Origin of the sequence: Leclercia sp. UBA5958, from assembly GCF_002430365.1 — a bacterium.
GTDB lineage: Bacteria > Pseudomonadota > Gammaproteobacteria > Enterobacterales > Enterobacteriaceae > Enterobacter > Enterobacter pneumoniae.
The window spans coordinates 757,391-774,858 of the sequence record NZ_DJCE01000007.1 but is presented as its reverse complement, the minus strand read 5'-3'; the positions used below and the strand labels follow the sequence as shown (position 1 = coordinate 774,858).

Here is a 17,468-nt window from a genome sequence, read left to right as displayed (position 1 = left end):
TTTTACACCCCTCACTGGCAAGATGACCGGCAACACTTATTCGATTTCCCGGTTTGGTCTCCCTGTTTCAGGCATTATTCTCCACGCAGTAAAACATGATGAATAGTTCAACGACGACAGTCACCCTCCCTGTACGTAAGGGCTGGCGCTGGCAGGACAATATCTGGACCCTGGGTCTGTATGGCACAGCGGTCGGGGCGGGAACGCTTTTCCTGCGGGTGGAAATTGGTACGCGCGGGCCGGTCATCTTCCTGGTGATGCTGCTGCTGGGCCTGCCATTATCCCTGATACCGCACCTGCTCTTATGTCGGGTCTATCTGCGGGAGGAGCAGACCGAAAAAGGTATGCTGCCCATCTTCGGTTCTTTCTTTAGTGGTCACGGCGAGAAGTTGATGACCTTATTCTACTGCGTGACCTTCTTCCCTGTGACCCTCGTTTACGGGGTGGCGCTGGTCAATGCGCTGGATAACTTCCTCGTGGATCATCTGCAGATGACCAGCATCAGCCGTGGGCCGCTTTCATTTATCGTGGTCGCTGCGCTATATGGAGTACTGAGTAAGGGGCGCGATAAGGTCGTCGCGACGATGAGCGCGCTGGCACTGCCCTTCGCGGCATCGGTGCTGCTTATCGCCGTTTCACTGATCCCCGAGTGGCATCTTGCAAATTTCACCGGTGCGGTTGCTGAGGTGAAAACCACTCCGCTGCCGGTGACGCTGAAAGGTATCTGGCTGACGCTGCCGCTGATTACGTTTTCGTTCTGCTGTGCGCCGATGATCTCCCCCCTCACCTCCTGGTATAAAGAGAAAAAAGCCGGGGGCGAGGAAAAGGCGTTGTGGGTGATCCGCGTGGCTTATATCGCCATCTTTACCAGTATCATCTTCTTCGTGCTGAGCTGCGTGCTAAGTATTCCGCATGACAGTTTCGTGCAGGCGAAGGCGGAGAACCTGAACGTGCTCTCTGTGATTAAAGGAAACGGCAGCTTCAACCTCATCTTTTATGTGGCTCCGTTCATCGCCATACTCGGCATGACAAAATCTTTCCTCGGGGTGGGCCTGTCGGTAGCGGAAACCTTTAGCCAACTGGTGGCCAGCGGATCGGGTCAAAACGCGGCGTCTCGCAAGCGCGCCGCCTCTCTGGTGCTGTTTCTGCTCACGTTCGGCATCGTCTACGCGAATCCGGACGTCATCAACCTGATCGAGACGTTTTGTGGGCCGCTCATTGCGGTGATCGTGTTCCTCATTCCCGCCTGGCTTATTTGTATGCGTACTGCGCTGGCGCAGCTGCGTGGCATGACCGTGTTGTGGGTGGTTCTCGGCGGGCTGGCGACCCTCTCGGCGCTACTCTGGCCGATGTTGTAGGACAACGCTGGCAGCTTCAGTGCGTTGTTCCTCAGCCTCCGCCAGACGCCCCGAAATGCCCGGTGCGAAACGAAGTATTTAACAAAAAGAGCGCACTGGATTATTAAGGGAGGAAAATTTGAAAACAGCGTCTACGCTTTCTGAGAAACGTGTTATCAGAAGGGATTAACCGATGGCAAATTTTGTATTGCTGGCCGCTTTGGCAGCGCTCATAGTGTTGGGTCTTATCAGTGTGTTGAAGGCGTTACTCGGCGCCTGGTGCGGTTCAGAACAGCGTTAACAGAACACGCTTTTTTGGGCAGTCCATAAGGTACAAAAAACTGTAATTTCGCGTGCTATCTGCGCCTTTATTTCCACTCTAAAGGCGCAGTCTCCCGTGGTGGGATAACGCATACAGCCATTCCTGTTGTTTATCGCGTGCGTAAGCCTATGTGCATGGCGGTTCTGCATGCGTACCAGGCAGTGCCGACATTCTGATCCGTTATTTAGGTGACTCCCAGGCTCGGTTCTGGATAACGACCCTGTACCCGTCAGGATCTATAAAGGTTGCCCCCTGCTTATCCCAGTAAGGATTGAACGCGCTCACCGCCCTGAAGCCCGCCGCGATCATCTTTTCACAGGCCTCTTCCCACGCCTGCTTTTCCGGATAGTACATGACCAGCAGATCTTCTGCTGTCGGGGAAGGCTGTACCGGATGGTGCAGACAGAGGGTTAACTCCATATGCCAGTGCAGCCCGGCACGGCCGAGCATGATGCCGCTAAAGCCGTCATGATCGTCAAAGTCGGCAATCTTTTGCAGCCCCAGGCCGCTGGCGTACATATGGAAAGATCGTGCAAGATCGGTCACGGGTCTGGCAATGCGCAGGTGAGGAAACATTCAGCGGGCTCCTGTTGGGCTATTTTCCGGGGTCAGAAGCCTGAGTTTATCGCTGAATCTTATAGGTATTTGTCCATTAGAGCTTACCTCCCTGCCGCTGCCCTTGCGCCTCTGTGCGTGAGGCACGCTCAGAGGCAACTCTGCCCAGTCGCCATAATGAGGGGGCTTTACCGCTCCTCCAGTTGATGGGCAATGGCCCGCAGTTGGTCGGCGAGCGCCTGCAGATTTTTCCCCTTCTCCCCTTTCGGGCCAGTGGAGTGCCGCACCACCAGCCGCGCCGGTAGGATGGACGACAAGCGCAGCGTACTCTCCTCTCCGTGGTCCAGAATGCGGCGCACCGCTTCTTTACCCTGCAGATCCAGATCCAGCGAGACGGTCGTCAGTGCCGGATAGAAGAATGAGCTTTCATAGGTGTCATCGTAACCAATCACCGATTTCTCGCCCGGAATCGGGATCTGATGTTGATGGAAGGCGCTTAGCACCCCCAGCGCCATCTGGTCGTTCCCCACCAGCACGGCGGTAAAGTGGGCCGTCTCACGCAGCATTTGCAGCGCCCCCGCGTAACCGCTCTGCGCATCCCAGTTGCCGCGCACGATGGTGGCTGGCTCCAGGCCATAACTCTTCAACGTCTCCACCCAGCTTTTCAGGCGCAGCTCTGCCGAGACTGAACTGGCCGGTCCCGCCAGCAGCGCGATCTCTCGGTGGCCGAGTTCATGCAGATATTTCACGCTGGCGCGCGTGCCATCCGCCGGGTTAAACGAAACGTTAAACACAGAGCTGTAGGGATCAACATCCAGGAACAGGCAGACGATGTCGTCGTTATCTGACGCGATTTTCTGCGCCTCGTCAGCCTCCAGCGGCACGTTGATGATCACTTTGTTTACCAGCTGAGACTTCAATTCGTTGATCGAATCCTGAATGCTGTGGTTGACGTTCTCATCGATCATGGAGATCAGCACCTGGTAACCTTCAAGATTGGCATAGCGTTTTACCGCCGCCGCCACCTGTGAAGGGGCATGCAGGGCCAGAGATATGGTGACCAGCCCTACGGTCTGCGTCTGCTTGCCGACCAGTTGCTGTGCCAGCCGGTTCGGAACATAACGCAGTATTTCAATGGCTTTCTCCACCTTATGGCGCGTGGCTTCGGATACATTGGCAGATTTGTTCAGTACCCTGGACACGGTCTGATAGGAGACGCCCGCATGGCGAGCCACATCCTCTAACGTCGCGCTTTTCGACTTCATGGTCCGGTTCCTTGTGTCGTTATTGTTTGATTGTAACAGGGGCCATTTAAAAAAACGCTCATCGCAGCATCATGGCGCGGCTCACGCTCTAAAAAAGTACGACGCTCACATTGCCACATTTCTGTCTGAATCTCATCTCTCGTAACAAATCTCGCTGTTTTATTTGCACTTAATCACACATTTATGACATCACAATTGCCACGAAAAGAGTTTAGGCATTTTATGACAGCGGATTTGTGAACGTATTACAAAACAATAAGAGGGTTACAATGAACACTACGATCCGCTCTGTATCCGTTGCGTTGGCGGCTGCGCTGGCCTCACCTTCGCTGTTAGCGGCGTCTTCAGTACCTATTGATTTCCATGGATATCTTCGCTCTGGTGTGGGCGTCTCGCGGGATGGCGGGATGGAAGAGTGGCAAAAAAACAAGATTGGTCGTCTGGGTAACGAGACCGACACCTACGGTGAGCTGGAGTTAGGCTCAGAAGTTTACAAGAAGAACGATGTCAGTTTTTACCTCGACAGTATGGTCAGCATGGTGTCCGATGGCTCGAATGACAACGAATCGACCCTGGATGACGACGCCGAGTTCGGCTTGCGTCAGCTCAACCTGCAGATCAAAGGGCTGATCCCGGGCGATCCTAACGCGGTAATTTGGGGCGGTAAACGCTATTACCAGCGTCATGACCTGCACATCATCGATACCAAATACTGGAACATTTCCGGCGCCGGTGCCGGTATTGAAAACTACACCCTCGGCCCCGGTGCCATCTCCGTGGCGTGGATTCGTGGCGATGCCAATGACGTGGATTACCGCGTGGATGGTGACAACGATGTCAACATCAACTATATCGACGTACGCTACGCCGGCTGGAAACCCTGGGCAGGCGCGTGGACCGAAGTGGGCATCGATTACGCGATGCCAAACCCCACCAACAAGCAGAAAGAGTACGGCGGCTTGTATGACGCTGATAACGGCGTGATGGTCACCGGCGAGATTAGCCAGGAGATGCTGGGCGGCTATAACAAGCTGGTGCTGCAGTATGCCAACAAAGGGCTGGCGCAGAATATGGTCTCTCAGGGCGGAGGCTGGTATGACATGTGGAACTATGTCAACGATGCTTCGGGTTACCGTGTTATCAACACCGGCTTGATTCCCATCACCGATAAGCTCTCTTTCAACCACGTTCTCACCTGGGGCTCGGCGGATGACACCACCCTCTACACCGAGAAGTCACGCCTGATCTCCCTCGTCGGCCGCGCGCAGTATCAGTTTACGGAGTATGTGCGTCTTATCGGCGAGGTAGGCGGGTTCTATCAGAAAGACACCTACACCGACGGCGCGAAATACAAACAGAGCGGCGAGAAGTACACCATCGCTCTGGGTCTGGCGGATGGCCCTGATTTTATGTCGCGTCCGGAACTGCGCGTGTTTGCCTCTTATCTGAATGACTCTGAGAAGGGTCAATCATTCCAGGATGGCACCGCGAATAATAACTGGAACTTTGGCATCCAGGTTGAAGCCTGGTGGTAAGCATTATTCTCTGATTTGCCTGTTATCATTATTTTATCTCCAACACTGGGTAGTTATTTTGGCCTTTACGGGATAACCATTTATTGGCTATCCCGTTTTTTTTATTTATTTACGGCCATTAAAATGGTCGTCGAGTAATTGGCGCAAGGTATCGGATTGTCGGCCAAATATCGCATGGACTTGTTGCCCAATAATAATGACCCCTAACGCCCCCTCCTCCTGTATTGCCTGCGAATCCACCTTATTTAAATCTTTTACCGTGACGCGCAGGCGGGTAATACAGGCTTCGATATGTTCGATATTCTCTTCTCCGCCAAACGCCGGAATTAAACGCTGAGTGATTTTGGTATCCATCAGTAGCCTCTCAGTTATATCCGTCATCCTTCACGCTGCAAACGCGATACGCATCCTGGTCTGCAAGCCGAATGATTTAGGGTATCCAGGGGTAAAAAAATGCCTGCTCATTTGAGCAGGCGTGTTATGCGTGGCGCCGGGCGTTATGCCCTGCGCTTCAGCACGCGACAATCCCACGGCAGGAGCACGGTTTCGCCCACCGCCACGGCATCGGTCATACTGTCGGTATAGCCCTCTGGCAGCGTGATCAACTGCTGCTGCGCCGTGAAGTTCTGCACAAATACCCAGGTACTCTCGCCATCAGTACGGGCGGTAGCCACCACGCCCGGTGGGAAGTCAGCATCGACGGCCTGCGGCAGCGCCAGTTCGTTAATAATGCCTGCGAAGAAGTCACGCTGGAATTGCAGATCGTTGCGCGACGCCACGTGCCAGGCTTTGCCGTTGCCAAAGCGGTTAACCGTTACCGCCGGTCGACCGGCATAAAAATCATCCCGGTAGGTCGCCAGCGTCTGGGCGGTTTCGGTGTGGATCAGCTCGCAGAGATGACGCACCTGGTACGGCCCCTGCAGACCCGACGCATTGCCCGCCAGCCCCTGCACCAGGTTACGTTCCCCCTCGCCCAGACAGTCGATCTCTTCCGCCCAGATCCCGAGCAGCTTGCGCAGCGGGCCAGGGAAGCCGCCCGTAAAGCAGAGATCGGTTTCATCCACAATACCGCTCCAGTAGGTCGTGACCAGATGGCCTCCCTCGGCCACAAAGGCTTCGGCGCGTTCGGCGAATCCCTGGCGGACCATGTAGAGCATAGGGGCAATCACCAGCGCGTACTGGCTCAACGGCTGGTCGGCATCGATCACGTCAACGGCAATGCCTTTCTCCCAGAAGGGACGGTAGTGCTCATTCACGGTTTTTTCGTACTCCAGGCCCATATTGCGCGGGCCTGCGGCATCGTCCATCGCCCAGCGGCTCTGCTGGTCGAAGACAATGGCCACCCGCGCCTCGGTGCGGCAACCCGCCACCGCCGACAGACGCGCCAGCATATCGCCCAGCTTGCTCACCTCACGCCCGACGCGGGTATCCAGATGCCCCACATGGTCGATAACTGCCCCGTGGAACTTCTCTACCGAGCCGCGGCTTTTACGCCACTGGAAATACTGCACCGAATCCGCCCCGTGAGCCACCGCCTGTAAAGACGAGAGGATGTGCATCCCCGGTTTTTTCAGCTTACTGATGGGCTGCCAGTTGGTGGTGCTGGGCGTAGACTCCATCAGCACAAAAGGCTTGCCGCCTTTAAGCGAACGCATCATGTCGTGATACATGGCGGTGTAGCAGGCCAGCGTCGTTTCCTCTTTCTCACGGTGCCACATCGGATAGCTGTCCCAGGAGATAAAATCGATCTCTTTCGCCAGATGCCAGTAGTCGTAATCGTAAAAGTACTCCATAAAGTTGGTGGTCACCGGCAGGTCGGCATTTACCGCTTTGAGTGGCGCCACTTCATGACGGCAGAAGTCGCTCACCTGCGCGGTGTTAAAGCGTCGCCAGTCCAGATTCAGGCCGTGGATGGAGACCTCACCCTGCGGCGCGGGCGATTCAATTTGTGACCAGTCCGTGTAGGTATGACTCCAGAAGGTGCTCCACCACGCATGGTTGAGTGCATCCAGCGTCTTATAACGCGCTTTCAGCCAGTCGCGGAATTTTTGCTGACACAGGCCGCAGTGGCACTCGCCACCATATTCATTAGAGATATGCCAGCCCAGCACGGCGGGGTGCTGCGAGTAGCGCTCCGCCAGCAGGCGATTAATTTTCTGCGTCTTTTCGCGATAGACCGGCGAGGTCATACAGTGGTTGTGTCGCCCACCGTGCAGCGCCGGTACGCGGTCACGCCCTACCCGAAGCACTTCCGGATATTTTTGCGACATCCACGCCGGACGCGCACCGCTCGGGGTGGCGAGGAATATATGAATACCCGCCGCGTAAAGTTTCTCAATTACCGCATCCAGCCAGGCAAAATCATATTCCCCTTCGCGCGGTTCGAGTTTCGCCCAGCTAAATATCCCGACCGACATCACATTACATTTTGCCTGCTGCATCATGGTAATGTCTTTTTCAATAATACCGGGATAATTTTCCCATTGTTCCGGGTTATAATCGGCGCCATGCAGTAACGCAGCAACCTTAGGAAATAAAGGCGCGAATTTAGTCATATTTACAGCTTCCTGAAATCAGAGGGGGATTATTTAAATACTGTCATTGATGGCAACACTTTTCCCTGACAATCAAACAGGGCCTGATTCTCGCGGGCATTGCCCTCTTTCCACTCATCGTGGATATATTTCATGCCAGCTTTAGTGGCCCATGTGGTACCCGGAACGGCAATCCAGGTTGGCTCCCAATAAAAGATGCCTTTGCCACGCTGCGCCGGCACATCAATAACGGTCTGCATGAGGTCGTGTATATAGTCGTACTGGCCCTGGACGGTGCCAGGATAACCGCCATCTTTCTCTTCTTTGGCCTGGAAGCTATTTTCTGCGTTGTCACAGTTTTCCAGGGTATAGCCATAGGCGGCTTCCACTACGATCACATCTTTGTTGTAGCGTTGGCTGATGTCATCCATGTTGGCCTTCAGCGCGCTGAGGGGGCCGTTCCAGTAGGTGTACATTGACAGGCCGATAATATCGAACGGCACGTTACGTTTTGTGATTTCATCAAACCACCAGCGGAAGGTGTCATTTTTCGTACCTTCGGCCAGATGCAGCATAATTTTCACCTGCTCGCCTTCGGTGAGGTTCTCTTTCAGGCCGTCGATGGCCGCATTCAGCAGCCCGGCTAAGCGGTCAAACTCACCGCCGTTTTGCCCCCAGCTTTTTCCCTCCGGCCAGAGGATCCCGCCGTTAATTTCGTTGCCAATCTGCACCATATCCGGCAACACACCCTCTTTCTTGAAGCGAGCGATGACGTCGCGGGTGTAATCGTGGATCGCCGTTTTAAGCTGCGGATAGTCCATTTTCTCCCAGGCTTTTGGTTTGTACTGTTTGCCCGGGTCGGTCCAGAAATCGCTGTAGTGGAAATCGAGCAGTAATTTGATCCCCTGGGCCTTTACGCGTTTTGCCAGCGCGAGCGTGTTCTCCAGGTTGTTGCTGCCGCCGCCATAGGTATTGCCCTGGCCGTCCTGCGGGTCAACCCACAGGCGCAGGCGTACGTAATTCACACCGTTCGCTTTCAGAATCGCGATGGCGTCCTGCTTCTGGTTTTGCGCATTGTAAAACGTCGCCCCATGCTGCTCGGCCTCCAGCAAGGTGGAGATATCCGCGCCTTTGATAAAATCACCCGGCATGCCGTTAAACGGACGGGTTTTCAGCGCATCAGCAGCGAAGGTGCTGGCGGCAAATCCGCACGAGAGGCAGAGCGCAAGCAGAGCGGGCTGGAATCTTTTCATGTGCTTATCCTTTGGTACTGCCGGAGGTGAGGCCGGAGACGAAGTATTTTTGTAACGCCAGATAGAGGATCGCCACCGGCACGGCAATCAGCACTGCCCCTGCCGCGTAGGTGGTGTAACTGGCACCCATTTTTTGTGCCACCAGGTTATAAAGCCCGATGGGTAAGGTGTATTTGTCCGGGGTACGCAAAATGGTGCTGGAAAGAATGAAATCTCCCAGCGGCCCGGTGAAGGAGAAGAGCGCCACCACCGCCAGAATCGGCTTTGACAGCGGCATAATGATCTCAATGAAGATACGGAAGTTACTGGCACCATCCATGCGGGCCGATTCGTCCAGATCCTTCGGGATCGCATCCAGATACCCTTTCATCAGATAGGTGTTCATCGGGATCATGCCGCCGACGTAAATCAACACCAGCGCCAGGTGGCTGTTGATCAACCCCAGCAACTGCGAGAGGACGAAAATGGCAATCAGCGCCGAGAACTGCGGGATCATCTGCAGCAGCAAAAACAGCATCAGCCCGTTTTGGCGCCCCTTAAAGCGAAAACGCGAGAAGGCATAGGCGGTAAAACTCACGCTGATTAGCGTCAGCACCATGGTCATAAAGCTGATTTTCATCGAGTTCCAGTACCAGGTCATATAGTTCACCTGGCCATTGAACAGGTCGGCATAGTGCTGGAATGAGAGATTTTCCGGGATGATCGACGAACTGAGCAGGCTGTTGCCCGCGTTCAGCGAAGCCCCTACCGTCCATACCAGTGGATAGATAATGACGGTGGAGACCAGCAGGATAACCAGCCAGGAGAGCGAGAGGCGGAGCCACTTCTCACGTTTAATACTTTGTGATTGAGCCATTGTTCTCTCTCCTATGCCATGTCGTCATTTTTGAACGATTTGGTGGCACGGAACTGCCACAGCGCCAGCCCGACGACAAAGATCGACAGCAGGATGGTGATAGTTGCGGCAATCGCATACTGGGACGAAGACATGGTGAGCTTATAGATCCACGACACCAGGATATCCGTCCCGCCGGCATTCGACCCCACCACCGCCGGCCCGCCGTTGTTGAACAGGTAGATAATGTTGAAGTTATTGAAGTTAAAGGTGTATTGCGTGATCAAAATCGGGGCAATGGCGTAGAGTACCAGCGGCAACGTAATGGTGCGCAGCCGGGTAAAGCTGCTGGCGCCATCCATGGTGGCGGCTTCGTAGAGATCGTCCGGGATCGCCTGCAGCACGCCGGTGGTCATGGCGAAAACAAACGGGAAGCCGAGCCAGGTCTGCATCATGATCAGCGCGGTTTTGGTCCAGAACGGATCGGTCATCCACGCCTTGGGTGCAATACCAAAGAAGGCCAGAATGGCATTGTTGATGACGCCAAAAGAGTCATTAAACATGCCGGCGAACACCAGAATAGTGACGAAACCCGGCACCGCCCACGGCAGAATAAAGATGGTGCGGATAAGCGGCTTGAAGCGCAGATCTTTCTGGTTCACCAGGATGGCTAACAGCACGCCGACGGAACACTGCAGCGTGGTCGCCAGCAGCGTCCAGACCACCGTCCACTGCAGCACGTCCAGGAAGGTGGAACGCCAGATGGAGAGGGTGAAAATGTTGATAAAGTTCTTGAAACCAACCCAGTCCACCAGCTTCGCCGGCGGGGTGTGGTAGAGGTTGTAGTTGGTGAAGGCGATGGCAAACCCGAACAGAATCGGAAAGACCACCACAAACACCAGCAGAATAAAGCCGGGCGAGATCATCAGATAGGGGAAGCCTTCGCTCAGCAGCATCTGGTACTGCTTGCGCACGCTGTTAAGCTGTTGTCCCTCGTCACGTTTACGACCGTTGGCCCACGCGTCCCGCAGCGAAAGCGCATAAAGTCCCACGCCGAAAGCGATGATCAGCACGCTGATAATCCCTTCTGCCAGCAGGAAAATAGAGTTGTCGCGCGGTACCTCTTCGCCTAACGTCACCAACCCCCAAAGCCCTTCGCCCAGGAAGTCTGCAAACACGCCGACAAAGCTTACCAGCAGCACGAGAAAGATAACGCCCTTGAGCCACTGACGATGATAAAACTGGCCGAAACCCGGGATGAGCGCCAACAGCAGGCCGCACCAGGCATGACGCCCGGCTGGCCGCGCGCTGGCATAATTTTCTGGGATGATACTCACTGACCACTCCTTTCAAAAAACGGGCGCGGGGCGCCCGTTTTGTTACCTCTGACAATTACTGATTGCTGGCCTGCATGGCTTCAATTTGCATCTGAACCTGTTTTTCTGCGCCATCCAGCGCCGCTTTCGGATCCTGCTTACCGGTGAGGCTCAGCTCCAGCGCGGCGTTTGCCGGGCCCCACACTTCACCCATCTCCGGAATGCCCGGCATGGCAGATGCACGCGCGGCCTGCACCGCCACCGCGCTGGCTTTCTCGTCATTCTTGATAAGCGGATCGTCAATCATTGCCGTCAGCGGTGGGATCTCACGGGTGGCCACGTAGCGGGTTTTTACGTACTGCGGCTGATTAATAAACTCGATGAATTTCTGCGCCAGCGCTTTGTCTTTACTCCAGGTCGAGACCACATAGCCCTTCACACCCAGGAATGAGCTCATCGGCTTGCCATCCGGCAGGGTCGGCAGTGGCGCCACGCCGTAGTTGATGCCCGCGGCTTCATACGGCTGGAAAGCCCAGGGGCCGTTGATCACCGCCGCCGCTTTCTTCTCGGTAAACAGGGAGTCGATGGCGTTCAGGCCGTTGTCGCCGATAATCCCCGCCGGGAAGACATTGTCGGCATAGAATTTTTTCAGGAAGGTAACCGCTTCGACCGCGCCCGGTTTGTTCAGCCCAACGTCCTGCGGGTTATAGCCGCCTTTGTCGTTTTTACCGAAGATGTAGCCGCCCATCGGCTCAATCGCGCCCCAGCTGTAGTAAATCTGGTCAAATTTCGCCAGCAGGCCGTACTGATCCTTCGCCCGCTGTTGCTTAGAAAAGTCGTACCACGCCTGCAGGCTATCCAGCGGTTTGTCGATGAGGTCTTTGTTGTAGATTAAGACCAGCGTTTCGACCGCTTTAGGCACGCCATAGAGGACGTTATCCATTTTGAAAGCGTTGATTGACGCCGGTGTGTACTGCTCAGTCGCGCCAGCCGCCATATTCAGGGGGGTTAACAACCCTTGCACCACGGCCCCGCCCAGTTGATCATTAGGGATGACCAGGACATCCGGGCCGATACCTGCCGGGCCATCCAGACGCAGTTTTTCCAGCTGCTGTGCGTAGGGCATCTCCTGCACGTTGACCTTAACGTCGTACTGCTTTTCAAAGTCGCTCACCGCATCTTTGATGCCTGAAGATTTCTTGATGTCTTCCCAGACGTTAAGTTGCTGCGCGGCATGAACCTGAACGGTGGCGATAGCAGAGAGGATAAGAGCAGCGAGAATGTTCTTTTTCATTATCAACCTCATGTGAAGGTATAACAATTTTAGGGTTGTTATGGTGCCAGACGATCTATCCTTGCGCCTGCAAAACCTGCTATAGCTGGCCTGCGAAGAATGATGCCTGACCTCTTTGGTTTGTTATACGCTACCCTTCACATCATGATAACTCTACAAAAAACTGTAAGTTGTGTGATCCTCATAACATTAATGAAATATCTGTATAGGGCATGCAAATAGAGGAAGTTATAGTCGTGACAGATAATTTGCGCCGCCGGACAACGTCTTTGTGAATTGTTATACGTAATACACAACGACAGAAACGACGGCTTACCGGGGAACGTTAATGTCGAATATACAATTGAGGAGTGTCACCAAACGTTTTGGCGACACCGTTACGCTGCACAATGTGAATCTGGATATTCAGGACGGTGAGTTTGCCGTTTTCGTCGGCCCTTCTGGCTGCGGTAAATCGACCCTGCTGCGGATGATTGCCGGTCTGGAAGAGGTGAGCGAAGGTGAAGTGCTGATTGGCAACGAGGTGATGAATGACGTGGCGCCGTCTCATCGCGGCGTGGCGATGGTATTCCAGTCCTATGCGCTCTATCCGCATATGACGGTGGCCGAGAATATGGGCTACGGGCTAAAAGTGAATAAGGTGCCTAAAGATCAGATTCGCCATCAGGTTGAGATGGTGGCCAAAACGCTACAGCTCTCGCATCTTCTGGACCGTAAACCAAAGCAGCTCTCCGGCGGCCAGCGTCAGCGTGTGGCCATAGGCCGCGCGATTGTGCGTAACCCACGCGTTTTTATGTTCGATGAACCCCTCTCCAACCTGGATGCGGAACTGCGCGTGGAGATGCGTTTGCATCTGGCGCGCCTGCACCAGGAGTTGAAAACCACCATGGTCTATGTCACCCACGATCAGATAGAGGCGATGACGCTGGCCGACAAAATTGTGGTGATGAATTACGGCAAAGTGGAGCAGATGGGCGCCCCGATGGATCTCTATTACAAACCGGTGAACAAGTTTGTCGCCGGGTTTATTGGCTCACCCAAAATGAACTTCCTGCCCGCCACCGTCACCGCCTGGCAACCCGGGGAGCTGACCGTGAGCCTGTCGCAGCAACATTCTCTGACCCTGGCGATCCAGACCTCCCCGCTCGCCCCTGGTAGTCAGGTGACGCTGGGCATTCGTCCGGAACATTTAACCACCGATACCCGCCTGGGGACGCGCATCACCTTTAACTGCGAAGTGGTGGAGCGACTGGGTAACAATACCTATCTGTTCGGTCAGTGTTATGGTCACGACAACGTGAAGATCCTCCTGCCGGGCGACGTGAAATTTGCCCCGTGGCAGAAGATTGAACTCGCTTTTGACGATCGCCACTGCATGATCTTTGATGCCGACGACGTGCGCGTCAGTGCGGATATCGAAGAGAACGCCCGCGCGGTCGCCTGACCTTGATCCTGTGGGACGCCCTTTCAGGGCGCCTGCAGGCCACCAATCTTGCTTAGAAGTCGCTTCAGATCGGCAATATCCTGCGCACTCATTCCTTCAGTAATCACGTTTTCAGCCTGTTTTGCCTGCGTAATCATCTTCGCCAGCATTGCCTCGCCTTCCGCACTCATCGAGACCAGCTTGCGCCTGCGGTTGTCGGGATCGGTCTGCACCGACAGTAATCCACTCTTACTCATACGATCAATCACATAGGTGCCGGTGGCTTTATCAAAGCCCGCCCGGCTGCCCAGCGTTTGCTGATCGCAAGAGGTCTCCTCGGCCAGCACCACCAGAATGGCGTACTGGACGGCAGATAATCCCGTGTCCACGCACTGACTCCAGCAGAGCGTGGCGTGCTGCCCCGCCCGGCGCATCAGGTGCATAAGTGAGCTATCACCGTGCGGCCACAGCGGCGCGGCATGAATTAAGTCGCGATGATTTGACATTGGCTGTCTTGACTCCCTGAATCGATATCCATATAGTTCGAATACAAACAGTTTAAGTTCAAACTATACCATAAAGGTTCTTATAAACCCCATGAAAATTGTTGTTGGCATGACGGGCGCAACCGGCGCCGCCATTGGTGTGCGCGTACTGGCCGCGCTCAAAGAGCTGGGCGTCGAGACGCATCTGGTCATCTCGAAATGGGCACGCGCAACCCTCCAACTGGAAACGCCCTACAGTGTACAGGAGGTTCTGGCCCTCGCCTCAAAGAGTTACAGCGAACATGACCAGGCGGCGGCCATCTCCAGCGGTTCGTTTCGGGTGGATGGGATGATCGTCGTGCCCTGTAGCATGAAAACCCTCGCCGCCATTCGCTGTGGCTACGGTGATGGTTTAATTGCCCGCGCCGCCGACGTCACCTTAAAAGAGCAGCGCAAGCTGGTGCTGGTGCCGCGTGAGTCGCCGCTCAACGCTATCCATCTGGAGAACATGCTCGCCCTGACCCGTGCGGGCGCCATGATGTTGCCGCCCATGCCCGCTTTTTACAACCACCCGCAAAGCACCGACGACATCATTAACCACTGCGCGTCGCGCATCCTCGATCAGTTCGGGCTGGATAACGCATTAACGCAACGTTGGGGCGAACCGCGTCCCAGGACTTAAGGAAAGTCAGATGAAGTATTACGATGATTTAAGAAGCTTTATTGATGCCCTGGATGAGATGGGCGATATCATGCACGTCCGCCGGGAAGTTGACGGTGATTTTGAGCCGAGCGCCATCACGCGTCGCAGCTATGAACGTCAGTCCCCTGCCCCGCTATTTCATAAGGTTGCCGGCGTAGCGCCCGGTTTTCGTCTGTTTGGCGCCCCGGCCAGCCTCTCCTCCCGCAGCGACATGCCCTATGCCCGTGTGGCGATGTCCCTGGGGCTGGCACCCGAGTCCACTGGCCCGCAAATTATCGAAGCGTTATCCGCCGCGCGCAGTCAGCCCGGCATACCGCCGGTACGCGTGGGATCTGCCGATGCCCTTTGCCATCAGAACATTTTGCGCGGCGACGACGCCAGCCTCGATCGTTTCCCTATCCCCTTTGCCCATGATAAAGACGGTGGCCGTTATGCCAACACCTGGGGCACGCTGATTGTCAAAACCCCAGACGGTAAATGGGTGAACTGGTCTATCGCCCGCGTAATGAAGGTGGACGGCAAACGTATGGTGGGGCTGATCGTGCCAAGCCAGCATATTGGCCAGATCTGGGGCGAATGGGTGAAATTGGGTCAGCCAATGCCCTATGCGCTGGTACAGGGTCCTGCGCCAGCGATTTCGTGCGTGTCCGGCATTCCCATTCCGGCACATGCGGATGAAGCGGACTACATTGGTACGCTGGCGGGAGCGCCGGTGCCGGTAGTAAGGGCGATCGGCATCGATCTGGACGTTCCCGCCACGGCCGAAATTGTTATCGAGGGGCATGTCTCCATCGAGCGGGATTGCCAGGAGGGGCCATATGGGGAGTACGGCGGCTATCTGGGAGAAGGCTCGTCCGCGCAGCCTACCTTCCACGTAGAGACCATTACCCACCGGGACGATCCTATCTGGCCCATGTCGATAACGGGGCGTCCTACCGACGAATCACATACCCTCTGGGCGATGGGCCTGGCCGCCGATGCGCTGACCTCGCTGCGCGAGGCAAACCTGCCGATTACAACCGCCTGGATCCCGGAGGATTCTACCGTGCACTGGCTGCTGGTGGTGGTGGCGCAAAACTGGCGCGAACGGCTGCCGGGCGTCAGTAGCGAAGCGTTAAGCCGCCGCATTGGCGAGGTGCTATTTAAAACCGATGCGATGGTCTTTATCCCGAAAGTGTACGTGGTGGATGACGATTTCGATCCTACCAACCTGCGAGAAGTGGTATGGGTGCTGTCGACCCGCGTGCACCCGGTGGGCCGCCGCGTGGTCTTTGATGACCAGCGAGTGATACGCCTGCCTCAATGCTATGACGAAGCAGAGTACATCGCAGGCAAAGGGGCGAAAGTGGTCTTTGATACCCTGCAGGAGAAACGTCATCTGCATGCCTCCTTTGACCAGGGTTACCCTGAAGCAGTACGCCAGCGCGTACTGGATAACTGGGAATAACCTTCCAGCGGGCTGCGGAAATTACCGCAGCCCCGGCCATCTTTACCCCGCTTTACACCCCCGTTCCGTCTGGTGCTCTACAGTGTGTCATTGTTGTTCACTTTCACTCTTTGCTATGGGAGAGCCTGCATGACCGCACGACGATTATCCTGCCTTGCGCTTTTCGTTGCCCTTTCCACTCCGGCACTGGCGGCCGATGCCCCAGCTTACGGGGAGAAACTGGAAGGCTTTGACTACGCGTGGCCGGTTCAGCACTTTACGTTTACCTCGCAGAAACAGCGTCTGGATATGGCTTATCTGGATGTCAAACCCGAGAACGCGAATGGCCGTACCGTGGTGCTGATGCACGGTAAAAACTTCTGCGCCGGTACCTGGGAGGCCACTATCAAAGCCCTGAGCGCCAGCGGCTATCGGGTCATCGCCCCGGATCAGATCGGTTTTTGCAAATCCACCAAGCCGGAACAGTATCAGTATACGTTTCAGCAGCTGGCAGATAATACCCACGCCCTTCTGAAGCAGTTGGGTGTTGATAAGGTGACGGTTATCGGCCACTCCACCGGCGGCATGCTCGCCACCCGCTACGCGCTGATGTGGCCGCAGCAGGTCGAGCAGCTGGTGATGGTGAACCCAATAGGGCTGGAAGACTGGAAAGCGCGCGGCGTACCGCATATCACCGTTGATGAGTGGAACCAGCGTGAACTGAAAACCAGCGCCGAGGGCATTCGTCAGTACGAAAAGAATACCTATTACGCCGGGGAGTGGAAGCCGGAGTACGAACGCTGGGTTACGATGCTGGCCGGGTTGAATAATGGCCCTGGTAAAGCGCGCGTGGCGTGGAACTCCGCCCTGCTCTACGACATGATCTACACCCAACCGGTGATGTATGAGTTCAGTGAACTGAAGATGCCGGTGCTGTTGATGATCGGCACCAAAGACAATACCGCCATCGGCAAGGATCTCGCCCCGCCTGAAATTCGCCAGCAGTTGGGGAATTACGCGGTGCTCGGGAAAGAGACGGCGAAGCGGATCCCCCAGGCCACTCTGGTAGAATTTGACGATATGGGCCATGCACCGCAGATGCAGGACCCGGTGCGCTTCCATCAGGCGTTGCTCGACGGCCTGCAAAAGCGCGCCACGCAGTAACCTTCACGGGCGCAGTCGGAC

General features: G+C 55.4%; 15 protein-coding genes. 6 read left to right on the top strand and 9 right to left on the bottom strand.

Annotation, left to right across the window (positions count from 1 at the left end; all coding sequences use genetic code 11):
• The first annotated feature begins 98 nt into the window (after positions 1–98).
• The gene (locus B2Q93_RS13035; protein WP_414672033.1) at positions 99–1,358 is read left to right on the top strand and encodes an amino acid permease; all 1,260 of its coding nucleotides are present in this window, start codon (positions 99–101) and stop codon (positions 1,356–1,358) included.
• A 481-nt stretch (positions 1,359–1,839) separates the two neighbouring features.
• Here B2Q93_RS13035 and B2Q93_RS13030 read toward each other — a convergent pair whose 3' ends face one another.
• Together B2Q93_RS13030 and B2Q93_RS13025 are read right to left on the bottom strand one after the other, a co-directional pair.
• On the bottom strand, positions 1,840–2,235 hold the full coding sequence (locus B2Q93_RS13030) for a VOC family protein (protein ID WP_207293438.1): 396 nt from the start codon (positions 2,233–2,235) through the stop codon (positions 1,840–1,842).
• 167 nt (positions 2,236–2,402) lie between these two features.
• On the bottom strand, positions 2,403–3,479 hold the full coding sequence (locus B2Q93_RS13025) for a LacI family DNA-binding transcriptional regulator (RefSeq protein ID WP_040076244.1): 1,077 nt from the start codon (positions 3,477–3,479) through the stop codon (positions 2,403–2,405).
• Positions 3,480–3,748: 269 nt separating this feature from the next.
• Here B2Q93_RS13025 and B2Q93_RS13020 point away from each other — a divergent pair, with 269 nt between their 5' ends.
• Positions 3,749–5,014 carry a maltoporin gene (locus B2Q93_RS13020; protein ID WP_046886646.1) on the top strand — a complete coding sequence of 422 codons (1,266 nt, stop codon included), beginning with the start codon at positions 3,749–3,751 and terminating at the stop codon, positions 5,012–5,014.
• 105 nt (positions 5,015–5,119) lie between these two features.
• On the opposite strand, the gene B2Q93_RS13015 is transcribed toward B2Q93_RS13020, so the two are convergent.
• The 6 genes from B2Q93_RS13015 to B2Q93_RS12990 all read right to left on the bottom strand — a co-directional run bounded on the left by B2Q93_RS13015 (position 5,120) and on the right by B2Q93_RS12990 (position 12,246).
• Positions 5,120–5,368, bottom strand: coding sequence for a PTS transporter subunit EIIB (locus tag B2Q93_RS13015; RefSeq protein WP_080346648.1), 249 nt, complete (start codon positions 5,366–5,368; stop codon positions 5,120–5,122).
• A 143-nt stretch (positions 5,369–5,511) separates the two neighbouring features.
• On the bottom strand, positions 5,512–7,569 hold the full coding sequence (locus B2Q93_RS13010) for a beta-galactosidase (RefSeq protein WP_286933393.1): 2,058 nt from the start codon (positions 7,567–7,569) through the stop codon (positions 5,512–5,514).
• Between the two features lie 29 nt (positions 7,570–7,598).
• Entirely contained in the window at positions 7,599–8,801 is a 1,203-nt protein-coding gene (locus B2Q93_RS13005; protein ID WP_286933392.1) for a glycoside hydrolase family 53 protein, read from the bottom strand.
• Positions 8,802–8,805: 4 nt separating this feature from the next.
• Positions 8,806–9,657 carry a sugar ABC transporter permease gene (locus B2Q93_RS13000; protein WP_207293435.1) on the bottom strand — a complete coding sequence of 284 codons (852 nt, stop codon included), beginning with the start codon at positions 9,655–9,657 and terminating at the stop codon, positions 8,806–8,808.
• An 11-nt stretch (positions 9,658–9,668) separates the two neighbouring features.
• Positions 9,669–10,973: a carbohydrate ABC transporter permease gene (locus tag B2Q93_RS12995; RefSeq protein ID WP_046886651.1), complete on the bottom strand. Its 1,305-nt coding sequence runs from the start codon at positions 10,971–10,973 to the stop codon at positions 9,669–9,671.
• Positions 10,974–11,028: 55 nt separating this feature from the next.
• Positions 11,029–12,246 (bottom strand): extracellular solute-binding protein, encoded by a 1,218-nt coding sequence (locus B2Q93_RS12990; RefSeq protein WP_040076252.1) that lies wholly within the window; start codon positions 12,244–12,246, stop codon positions 11,029–11,031.
• Positions 12,247–12,574: 328 nt separating this feature from the next.
• Here B2Q93_RS12990 and B2Q93_RS12985 point away from each other — a divergent pair, with 328 nt between their 5' ends.
• Entirely contained in the window at positions 12,575–13,690 is a 1,116-nt protein-coding gene (locus B2Q93_RS12985) for an ABC transporter ATP-binding protein (protein WP_046886652.1), read from the top strand.
• A 23-nt stretch (positions 13,691–13,713) separates the two neighbouring features.
• Here B2Q93_RS12985 and B2Q93_RS12980 read toward each other — a convergent pair whose 3' ends face one another.
• The gene (locus B2Q93_RS12980) at positions 13,714–14,175 is read right to left on the bottom strand and encodes a MarR family winged helix-turn-helix transcriptional regulator (RefSeq protein WP_207293431.1); all 462 of its coding nucleotides are present in this window, start codon (positions 14,173–14,175) and stop codon (positions 13,714–13,716) included.
• Positions 14,176–14,266: 91 nt separating this feature from the next.
• On the opposite strand from B2Q93_RS12980, the gene B2Q93_RS12975 reads away from it, so the two are divergent.
• The 3 genes from B2Q93_RS12975 (at position 14,267) to B2Q93_RS12965 (ending at position 17,447) form a co-directional block, all read left to right on the top strand.
• A complete protein-coding gene (locus tag B2Q93_RS12975) occupies positions 14,267–14,836 on the top strand; it encodes a UbiX family flavin prenyltransferase (protein WP_040076256.1) in 570 nt (189 codons plus the stop codon).
• Between the two features lie 10 nt (positions 14,837–14,846).
• Positions 14,847–16,304, top strand: a complete 1,458-nt coding sequence (locus tag B2Q93_RS12970; RefSeq protein ID WP_286933387.1) for a UbiD family decarboxylase — start codon at positions 14,847–14,849, stop codon at positions 16,302–16,304.
• 129 nt (positions 16,305–16,433) lie between these two features.
• Positions 16,434–17,447, top strand: a complete 1,014-nt coding sequence (locus B2Q93_RS12965) for an alpha/beta fold hydrolase (protein ID WP_286933385.1) — start codon at positions 16,434–16,436, stop codon at positions 17,445–17,447.
• The last annotated feature ends 21 nt before the right edge of the window (positions 17,448–17,468 follow it).